This is a genomic window from Streptomyces sp. NPDC111744 (assembly GCF_055634995.1).
In genome coordinates this window covers 1-2,701 of sequence record NZ_JBVKCG010000070.1, presented here as the reverse complement: position 1 = coordinate 2,701, position 2,701 = coordinate 1, and the positions used below count along the sequence as shown (strand labels likewise).

General features: G+C 65.9%; 2 protein-coding genes and 1 pseudogene. 2 read left to right on the top strand and 1 reads right to left on the bottom strand.

The features are described 5' to 3' along the window. Position 1: 1 nt before the first annotated feature. Positions 2-718, bottom strand: coding sequence for an SNIPE associated domain-containing protein (locus ACZ7OO_RS44015; RefSeq protein WP_471513002.1), 717 nt, complete (start codon positions 716-718; stop codon positions 2-4). 572 nt (positions 719-1,290) lie between these two features. Here ACZ7OO_RS44015 and ACZ7OO_RS44010 point away from each other — a divergent pair. Together ACZ7OO_RS44010 and ACZ7OO_RS44005 are read left to right on the top strand one after the other, a co-directional pair. Next, positions 1,291-2,059, top strand: a protein-coding gene (locus tag ACZ7OO_RS44010; RefSeq protein WP_471513003.1) for an IS5 family transposase whose coding sequence is annotated in 2 segments (ribosomal slippage) — positions 1,291-1,583 and positions 1,582-2,059 — 771 coding nt in all. Because the reading frame shifts where the segments join, the coding sequence is not laid out codon by codon here. 187 nt (positions 2,060-2,246) lie between these two features. After that, positions 2,247-2,528 (top strand): annotated as a pseudogene (locus ACZ7OO_RS44005) (IS701 family transposase); the annotation flags it as partial. Positions 2,529-2,701 lie beyond the last annotated feature (173 nt).

Genomic DNA, 2,701 nt, shown 5'->3' with positions numbered 1-2,701 from the left:
GTTACTGGCTCTGCTCCAGCTGTGGCTTTTCCCGCTCGTTGTCCAAATTCTCCTGCACGATGGCCTCCTGGCACTCACGGGCCCTGTTCTCCTGCTGGACCTCCCTCTCCTCCTCCTTCTGCAGGAAGTCCGCCGTCAGGTACAGCTCCCGCACACGGGCGTCGTGGTATGCGTCGGAGATGCAGATGTGCATGGTCGTGCCGAGCTTGGCGATGGTCTCCCTGCTCTTGCAGAGCCGGTCGACGTGCGAGGCGAGACGGTACGGTTTCATGGTCCGCACGGCGTAGTCCGCCTCGGCGTTGTACGCCCTGAGCACCAACTTGGAGAATTTCCGGGCTGCCTGGCGTCCTTCGCGTCCCGACCCGTTGACCGTCCAGTCCTGCGTGGACAGCACGGCCTGGTCGGCGCGGGCCAGATTCTTGATCTCGTTCCGCAGAGAGTCCAGGCGCGTACGGTAGGCGATGGCGTCGTCCGGCTGGTGCCGGTAGGCATAGATCCCGAATTGCTGCGGCGTCGCTTGCGCTTCCTCCCGCGCGTGGTGCAAGGCGTCGACAATCCCAACCGCGTCCAGACCCTGCGTGCTGGCTATCCAGGCCCGCAGTTGCTCGATCCCCGCGGACTTCGAGCGCCGCCGCATGCCGAACAGACCGAGACGCGCGGCAGGCACTGCAGGCCGGCCGAGGCCCCGTCTTCTAAGAAGACCGTCGAGCAGCCACATCACTCAGAACACCCCCTCGCACCCGGGAATCCAGCCAAAAAAGCAGCAGCCGCTCCCGACCCTAAACACCACCCACAACCACACCCACCAACCACACCCAACCCTGCCTCTCAGGGCACAAAACGGTGACCCAACAGACACAGCAGCACCGGAGACACTGGCTAGACCGCTGATCAGGAGCAGGCCAGCGACATCGACGCCTGCCTCGGCCTGGACGTCGGCAAGGGCAAACACCACGCCACCGCGCTCAAAGACAGATCGGCTCCGTGCCGTGCCAGCGACGGGTCGGCCGGGGGCGTCGCTTAGCGGTGTCGGTCTGTCGCCTCGACGACCATGGCTGCGGGGCCTGTTCATCAAGATCCACCCCGTACCTGGAACGAGTCGTGGGCCCGCGCATTCAACGCCTGCTCACTCCAGGCCGTGCTCGACCACGGCAATCTGTTGACCCATCGGATCGAGGAAGTGCTGGAAGCCCACATCTTTTAAGACCGTGTCCTACGTGGTGAGGCGTCGTTGAGCTCGGTATGGGGCGGGGTACGTGGAGTTGGATTGTTCCGGACGGGCTGTAGGAGATCGCGAAGCCGTTGATCCCTCCGTCGAGGGTGCGACCGCAGGGCGGGGGAACGCAGGACACGCCTGATGAGACGCTCTTCGCCACGATCATCTACGTGCTGGTCAGCAGCTGCGCCTGGCGAGCTCTGCCGCCGTGCTTCGGCATATCGAAGTCGACCGCCCACCGCCGGTTCCTCATCTGGTCCAGAGCAGGTGTCTGGGGCCGGCTGCACGAGGCCGTGCTGCACCGGCTCGACGACGCCGGCCTCATCGACGTCACCCGCGTCGTCCTCGACACCGCCCACGTCCGGCCAAAAAGGGGGCGAACACACAGGTCCGAGCCCCGTGGACCGAGGCAAGCCGGGTTCCAAGATGCACGTTCTGTCGGACGCGAACGGACTGCCCCTCCTCGTCGGCGTCTCAGCGGGTAACACCCACGACAGCGAAGGACTGAAGTCGATGGTGGAGGGTCACCAAACGAGACACGACCCCCACGGCGGCCGCTACTTCAAGCCGCAACGCCTGCATGCGGACAAAGCCTACGACCGCCCGGACCTGCGCAGGTGGCTTCGCGGCAAGCGCATCGGCGTCCGCATCGCCCGCAAGGGCGTCGAGTCCAGCGAACGATTAGGGCGCCGCCGATGGGTCATCGAGCGCACCATGTCGTGGCTGTCCGGCTACCGTCGGCTCAGCCCTCGCTACGAGCGCGATCCCCGCAACTACCTGGCCTTTCTCGGACTCGCCGCCGCCCTGTGCTGCTACAAGCGACTCATCCGCCTCACCACGTAGGACACGGTCTAATACTCCAGCAGCGGTTCGTGTCCTGAGCTGGCAGTTGTCGTTGTCCTGGTATGGAGGGGATGGCTGAAGTCGCGTTCTGGGCAGCTGAGTTGGATTCGGTGTTCGCGCGGGTGGCGAGCAGGTTCGGCCGGGCGGATCTACGGTGTCCGTGGCCTGCTGGGGCGGGCGACGCGCAAGGATCGCCGGATGCCGCTGGAAGATCGAAGAATGCTTCCAGTCCGCGAAGAACGAGTGCGGCCTCGACGAGTACGAGGTCCGCCGTTACACGGGCTGGTACCGGCACATCACCCTCGCCATGCTCGCCCACGCGTTCCTCGCCGCCATCGCCGCCCAGGAACGGGAAAGGGGGGCCCCGGCGACGACACGCCCGATCTCGTGGACCTCACACCGGCCGAGATCCGCCGTCTCCTGGCAGCTGAACCCCCGCACCACCCCGCACGCCACAACCACACGCTGACCTGGTCACGGTGGAGACGACGCCACCAGGCACGCGCCCGCCAGAGCCACTACGAACGGCGCGGCTACCTATTCGCCGAGACGCGGTGGGGAAGTCCGTCCCGTCCACCTGACGCCCCGCTACACTCCACGCCACCAGGCCGCTGACCAGCCCAAATACCGATCTACGGCTGG